Annotated in this window: 5 protein-coding genes; 3 read left to right on the forward strand and 2 right to left on the reverse strand. The window is 72.5% G+C overall.

The genetic code is table 11. The features are described 5' to 3' along the window. Positions 1–73 precede the first annotated feature (73 nt). The gene (locus ACFWEK_RS16825) at positions 74–2,800 is read right to left on the reverse strand and encodes a hypothetical protein (protein ID WP_430554775.1); all 2,727 of its coding nucleotides are present in this window, start codon (positions 2,798–2,800) and stop codon (positions 74–76) included. 212 nt (positions 2,801–3,012) lie between these two features. Continuing rightward, positions 3,013–3,867, reverse strand: a complete 855-nt coding sequence (locus ACFWEK_RS16830) for a DUF3800 domain-containing protein (protein WP_430554776.1) — start codon at positions 3,865–3,867, stop codon at positions 3,013–3,015. A gap of 187 nt (positions 3,868–4,054) precedes the next feature. Here ACFWEK_RS16830 and ACFWEK_RS16835 point away from each other — a divergent pair, with 187 nt between their 5' ends. The 3 genes from ACFWEK_RS16835 (at position 4,055) to ACFWEK_RS16845 (ending at position 6,672) form a co-directional block, all read left to right on the forward strand. After that, positions 4,055–4,612 carry a small multidrug efflux protein gene (locus ACFWEK_RS16835; RefSeq protein WP_430554777.1) on the forward strand — a complete coding sequence of 186 codons (558 nt, stop codon included), beginning with the start codon at positions 4,055–4,057 and terminating at the stop codon, positions 4,610–4,612. A gap of 128 nt (positions 4,613–4,740) precedes the next feature. Next, on the forward strand, positions 4,741–5,868 hold the full coding sequence (locus ACFWEK_RS16840; protein ID WP_430554778.1) for a serine hydrolase domain-containing protein: 1,128 nt from the start codon (positions 4,741–4,743) through the stop codon (positions 5,866–5,868). A gap of 27 nt (positions 5,869–5,895) precedes the next feature. Continuing rightward, a complete protein-coding gene (locus ACFWEK_RS16845) occupies positions 5,896–6,672 on the forward strand; it encodes a MerR family transcriptional regulator (RefSeq protein WP_430544866.1) in 777 nt (258 codons plus the stop codon). Positions 6,673–6,870: the final 198 nt, after the last annotated feature.

A 6,870-nucleotide genomic window follows, 5' to 3' on the forward strand; every position in this document is an offset into this window, starting at 1 on the left:
TGGGGTCGACGGGCCGGCCGGGGTCGGGGTGACGGCGCGCCCGCGCAGGGCGCGCCGTCAGGGGCGGATCGGCTCAGCCGAAGGTCACCTCCAGCGAGCCGTCCGCGGCGAAGGACCAGTCGAGGTCGCCCGCGTAGGCGCCGCACGCGGAGCCGTTGGAGCCGGACCAGAACTGGTTGGTGCCGTCGTCGCTGCCGACGATCCGGTCGTTCGAGCCGCTGTTGCACGACACGTTGCCGCTGAACCGGTGGCTGCCCTCGTCGAAGTTGAAGTTGCGCTCCTCGTTGCCGATGCTCACGTTGTCCGAGACCGTGATCGAGCCCGGGTTGCTGTTGTACGTGAGACCGTGCTTGCCGTTCTCATAGGCGATGCTGCCCGTGATCACGTGGTCGACGGGGATGTCCTCGCCGCCCAGCTTGTAGCCGTTGCGGTCACCGCTGCCGGCCTGCGAGCCGTCCGACAGGGTGCCGTTCTCGTAGGAGAGCGAGTCCTCGATGGTCACCACGCCGATGGGGCCCGTGTCGGTCTTGGCGTACAGGTCCCATCCGTCGTCGATGTTGTTGTGCGCCACGCAGTCGCGGAACACGTTGCCCTCGCCCACCGTCAGCTTGGCCGCGAAGCCGTCCGCGTCCTCGCCGTCGGAGTCGACGTTGTCGTAGGACTCCGAGCTGAGCACGAGGTTGTCCGACGGCCACTCCTCCTTCGGCGCACCGGCGACCAGGCGGGCGATCTGCAGGCCCGTGTCCGCGTTCCCGCGGGTGACGACGCGCTCGATCACGTTGTCGTCGCCGCCGAGCAGGATGCCGTTGTCGCCCGAGTTCTGCACGGTGATCCCGTACACGTGCCAGAAGTTGCCGCCGATGGCGAGGCCGCGGTTGGCGGAGTCCTCGGCCTGGGCGGAGAAGTCGAGCACCGGCTTCTCGCCCGGGTACGCCGACAGCAGCGTGCGCTCCGACGACGTCCCGTCGTTGCCCGGCTCGATCGTGAGCGTGTCGGCCAGGTCGTACTGGCCGCCGCGCAGGTAGATCGCCCCGCCCGGCTCGACGGCGGCGATCGCCGCGGCGACCGTCGTCGGGTCCGCCTCGGTGCCGGCCGCGCCGGCCGAGCCGTCGGGCGCGGCGTAGATGACCTCGCCGCTCGGGGTCGGCGGGTCCGTGGGGTCCGTGGGGTCCGTCGGGTCGGTGGGGTCCGTCGGGTCGGTGGGGTCCGTCGGGTCCGTGGAGCCCTGGCCGGCGTACGTCTCGAGCTCGGCCACCTTCGGCGTGCCGGAGGCACCGGTGATCTCGAGGTCGAGCTTGCTCAGCGTGGTCGTGGGCAGGTTGACGACGCCCGCGCGGCTGCCGGTCGCGAGGACGGCGCCGTCGTCGTGGTTGACGATGCGGAACGCGGTGATCGTGCCCTCGGAGCCGGCCGCCTCGACGACCTTGGCCTGTGCCACCGTCTGCGGGGTGGCCCACTTGACGGACACGCGGCCCGTGGTGCTCGTCGGCGACCAGAAGGTGCTCAGGTTGCCGTCGGTCACGTTGCCGAAGCTGCTGCCCGACGCCTTGGTCGACCCGTCCGCGCCGGCGCCCAGGCTGAGGTTGGTCCCGCTCGGCTCCTCCGTCGGCGGGTCGGTCGGCTCGCCGGTCGGCGGGTCCGTGGGCTCGCCGGTCGGCGGGTCGGTGGGGTCGGTCGGGTCCGGCGTCGTCGCCTCGCACGAGCCGTCGGACACCTTCAGGCCCTTGTTCGCCCCCGCGGTCGCGGCGACGACGTCCGGCACGCAGCCGGCGTCGTCGAGCGAGTAGTCGTAGGGGATGCTGACCGTCGTCGTGGACGTCGGGTTCGGGCCGGCGGGGTTGTTGTCCTCACCCGGCGCCGACCACGTGACGTTGTCGAAGGTGTTCCCGGCGACCTGCCAGTAGCCCGGCAGGTCGGTGTAGAACGTGCCGAGCACGTCCTTCGAGTCCTGGAAGTAGTTGCTGTCGACCTTCGCCTTGCCGCCGGCGCGCGCGTTGATGCCCGACTCGTGGATGTCGACGTAGTGGTTGTTGTAGATGTGGGCCGTCGCCCCGCGCAGCAGGGGGAGGCGCGAGTCGATGTTCTCGTAGAGGTTGTGGTGGTAGGTGACCGGCCCGTTGCCCAGGTCGCTGTCGCCCGAGCCGACGAGGCCGCCGCGGCCGGAGCCGCGGAGGATGCTGTAGGAGAGCGTCACGTACTTCGTGTCGCCCTTCATGTCGAAGAGGCCGTCGTAGCCCTCGGACTCGCCGCCCGAGGCCTCGAGCGTCACGTGGTCGGCCCACACGTTCGAGACGCCGGACTCCATGCCGATCGCGTCGCCGCCGTTGGACGTCGGGGAGCCCGACTTCTTGACGTTCTTGACCGTGACGTTCTGGATGATGATGTTGCTGGCCTCGCGGATGTGGATGCCCACCTGGTCGAACGTGGCGCCGCTGCCCACCCCGACGAGCGTGACGTTGCTGATCTGCTTCAGCTCGATCACGCCGTCCGCGGTGTTGCAGCTGTCTCCCGAGACCTTGCTCGTGTTGCCGTGGTTGATCGTGCCCTCGACCTGGATGGTGATCGGGGTGTCCTCCGAGGCGCGGCCGCACAACGCCTCGTGGATCTGGGTGCCGGTCGTCGCCTTCACGACGGCGCCGCCGGAGCCGCCCGTCGTGCCACCGTTCTGGGTGGCGAACCCGGTCGGGCCGGTCTCTGCTGCCTGAGCGCCGGGGAGCGTCAGGGCGGTCACTCCGATCGCGGCGGCCAGGGACGTCGTCACCCCCGCCGCCAGGAGTCGTCGCGCTGCTTGCCGTCTCATCGTTGCTGCCTCACCTTCGTCGTCGAACGCGGGACGTGCAGCCGGTGCCGAGGCCGCTCCGCTGGGCGGTACGACCGCTGTCCGCAACCCTCATTGGTTACGAACAGATCACAGCAACCGGTTTCTTGACCGTAGGGGACCGGTTTCCCGGAGCGCAACCCCCAATTTCACCCGGTGGTCGATTCGGCGACCGTCGCCGGCGCTGCCGGGCGTCAGGCCACGGGCTCCGCAGAGCTCCGGGCCCACCCGGCCAGGAGGTCGGCGACCTGCACGCGCGGATCGTGGCGGGAGTCCACCTGCCGCACCGCGAGGAGGGGCGGAGGAGCGGGCGACACCGCGGCGGCGAGGCTCGCGGCCAGGACGGCGGTCCGCTGCCGCGTGAGCGCGCTCTGCTCGTCGTGCACGACGACGACCGACCGGTGGCCGTCGCTCCATCGCAGCACCGTCTCCGCCAGGGCCGGCACCAGCGGCTCGAGCGGCGGCGGGACGGCGGGGTCGCCGTCGAGCAGCCGGTCCAGGACAGCCACGACGTCCCGCCGGGTCAGGCCGGCCAGCTCCGGCACGCCGTCGGCCACGACGCCCGGGACGAGGGCGACGAACCGGCCGACGGCAGCAGGGTCCGGCCGGCGCCGGTGCTTGAGGTGCGTCATCGCGACGAACGCGGCGAGGACGTCGCCCCGGCCTCGCAGGACCGCGACCGCGCGGCCGTGGTCGCGGCCGAGGCGCGACCCGTCGAGGTACGACGGCTCGCCCGTGAGCAGATCGAGCACCCGCCCCGCGACGTGGTCGCGCTTGTCGACGACGTGCACCGTCGAGCGGCCCGCCAGCTCCGCCAGGAACCACGCCACCGCCTCCGGCTGCCCCGGCCGCAGGAGCAGGCTGGCCTTGTGCTCCTGCGTCCGACGGTGGTTGAACCGCGACCGCAGCGTGCCGAGCACGGCCGCCGCCTCCTCGCGGGTGAGGTCCACCCCCGCGTGCGCGATCACCGGCGACGCCGGGTCCAGCAGGTTCGTCCCGGAGAACCCCGACTCGTCGCACGCGATCTCCACGACGGCGGGCGCGGGCATGACGTCATCGTGGCGCGGTCGCTCACCCGCCACCACCTCGTCCCGCCGACGCCCGCACCGCATGACACATGTCATGGCCGAGACGTGCGGTCGACACAGGAGCCGGTGACGAGGGGCACTACCGGGTGCTCCCGGCCCCGGGTGGACTGGGGACGACCCGACGACGCCCGACACCCAGGAGCACACCGTGAACCTCGTCGACACGTTCCAGGACCTGGTCGCCCAGGTCCCCGATCTCGCCCAGCCGCTGATCGTCGCGGTCGCGGCCATGGTCCCCTTCATCGAAGGGGAGGGCGGCGCGACCATCGGCATCCTCGGCGGGATCTACCCCGCCGTCGCGGCCGCCGCCGCGATGGTCGGCAACTTCCTCGCCGTGACCGCCGTCGTCCTGGCCAGCGCCGGCGCCCGCGACGCGGTGGTGAGCCGCCGTCGCGCGAAGACCCGGCAGCGCAGCGCCGTCCTGGTGGGCCCCGGCGCCGCGGAGGACACCACGATCCCGGCCGAGCCGGCGGACGACCGACGCAGCGCCCGCCGGGCGAAGTTCCAGCGCGCGTACGAGCGCTACGGCGTCCCCGGCGTCAGCCTCCTCGGCCCGCTGCTGCTGCCCACCCACTTCACGGCCTCGATGCTGGTGGCGTCCGGCGTCGGCAAGGCCCGCGTGCTCGTCTGGCAGGCGGTGGCGATCGTCGGCTGGACCACGGTCACCGCCGTCGTCGCCAGCCGGTTGCTGAACCTCGTCTCCTGACCCCCGTCAGTGCGCCCCAGGTCCGGACCGCAGTGTGACGGGCATCACAGTTGAGGTTGCCCCTGGGGCGGGGTGGACGCTCGTCGCAGACGGCACGGAGCCGCCACCGAGACACTGAGGAGCACGCCATGACCGCCACCCACCCCACCTGGACCGCCACCCGTCCGCACCTCCGCACGGTGCTCGACGACCTGGTGGACGACCGCATCCTCGGCGTCTCCCTGCACGTCCACGACACCAGCGGCGAGTGGGCCGCCAGCGCCGGCCGGGCCGCGCTCGACGGGACCGCCGCGCCGTCGGTCGACACCCGGACGCGCATCGGGAGCAACACCAAGACCTTCACCGCGGCGCTCGTCCTGCTGCTCGTGCACGAGGGCCGGCTCGGCCTCGACGACCCGGCGGCCCCGCACCTGCCCGGCCTCGACCTCGACCCGCGCGTCACGGTCCGGATGCTGCTCCAGCACACCAGCGGCGTCTTCAACTTCACCGGCGACGCGGACGCCGACGGTGCCTTCGAGCAGGGGATGCCGAGCAACTACGGGCCGGCGGCGCGCGAGTGGCTCGCGGCACGCTTCGAGACGCACCGGCCGGAGGACCTCGCGCGGTTCGCGCTGGCCAGGACGGCACGCTTCGAGCCCGGCACGAGGTGGAGCTACTCCAACACAAACTACGTGCTCCTCCGACTGATCGTCGAGAACGTCACCGGCCGCACGCTGGGGGAGGAGATGCGGCGCCTCGTCATCGACCCGCTGGGGCTGTCCGGCACGTCCGTGCCGGACGCGTCGCCCGACCTGCCCGAACCCTACGCGCGCGCGTACTTCCGGTACGAGGAGGACGGACAGGAGCAGACGGTCGACGTCTCGCGGCACAACCCGTCGTGGATCTCGACGGGTGGGGACATGATCTCGACCCCTCACGACGCCGCGACGTTCTTCTCGGCGCTGCTGGGCGGCCGGCTCCTGCCCGCCGATCTCGTGGCGCAGATGTGCGACCCGTTCCCCACCCCGATCCCCGACATGGGATACGGCCTGGGCGTGTTCGTCCAGGAGCTGGCTGACGGCCGCACGCTCGTCACCCACAACGGCGGGATGGCCGGGTACGCGACGCTGATGTACGGCACGCCGGACGGCAGCACCACCATGTCCGCCGCGCTGAACTGCGTGGACGACGCCGAGATGTCCGTGCAGGGCGCGTTCCAGAAGGTGCAGCAGGTCCTTGTCGACGCGGTGTTCCAGGGCGAAGCCATCGCGCCGTGACCTGCAGCGACGGGGCACACTGTGTGCATGGTGGACGGAGTCACGATCGGGCAGGCGGCCTCCTTCGCCGGGGTCACGGTGAAGACGGTCCGGCACTATCACAAGGTGGGTCTCGTCGAGGAGCCCGAGCGTGACCGCTCCGGCTACCGCCGGTACGACTCGACCCACCTCCTGCGGCTCGTCAGGGTCCGGGCGCTGGCCGCGGCGGGCGTGCCGCTGGCCGAGATCACCGCCCTGCTCGACGCCGACCCGGACGCGCTCGCGGCAGGTCTCGCCGACGTCGAGCGGACTCTCGCTGCACGCATCGAGGAGCTGACCGCGCAGGCGGCGGCGCTGCGCCGGCTCGGCGACGGCGACCGTGCTCTGCTCCCCGACGCCGCGGTCGCCCTGCTCGACCGCATGCCCGGTCTCGGGTTCCCCGCCACGGAGGTGGCCGCCGCGCGCGAGGGCATGGTGCTCGCCCGCGCTCTCGTCCCGGAGAGGTTCGACGACTACGTCGCCGACGTGACCGAGGCTGTGGACGACCCGGCGTTCGTCGCCCTGATTCATCGTGGCGTCGACACGACGGCGCTGGAACCGGACGACCCGCGGGTCGCCGAGTACGCCGACGCGATGGCCGACCACCTCCTCGCCCACCCGGAGCGGCTGCGGATCGTGACCGGCCTGCGGGCCCGCAGCGACGCCGCAGCCCGCTACGAGCTGATCGCCCACCACGGCGAGGTCGAGGGCACGGCCGTGGCGCAGGGCGTCGCCCTGGTCGAGAACCGGCTCCGGTCGGCAGGGGTCCGCATCCCGGCGCGGTAGGCACCCAGGGGGCGGGGTCCGTCAGAGGAGCGGGCGGCAGGACGCGGCGTGGAGCGCCGGCCGCCGCGAGGCTCCTCGGCGCGGAGGGTCCCGCCAGGAGAACCTGACCGGGAGCTGCCGGACGCGTCGCGCGGAGGCGCTGAACTCGGGTGCGAGAAGGGCCTCCGGCCCGGGGACGCGCGAGGGACGCCCCCGGGC

This window comes from Isoptericola sp. NPDC060257 (assembly GCF_042726645.1).
Lineage (GTDB): Bacteria > Actinomycetota > Actinomycetes > Actinomycetales > Cellulomonadaceae > Isoptericola > Isoptericola nanjingensis.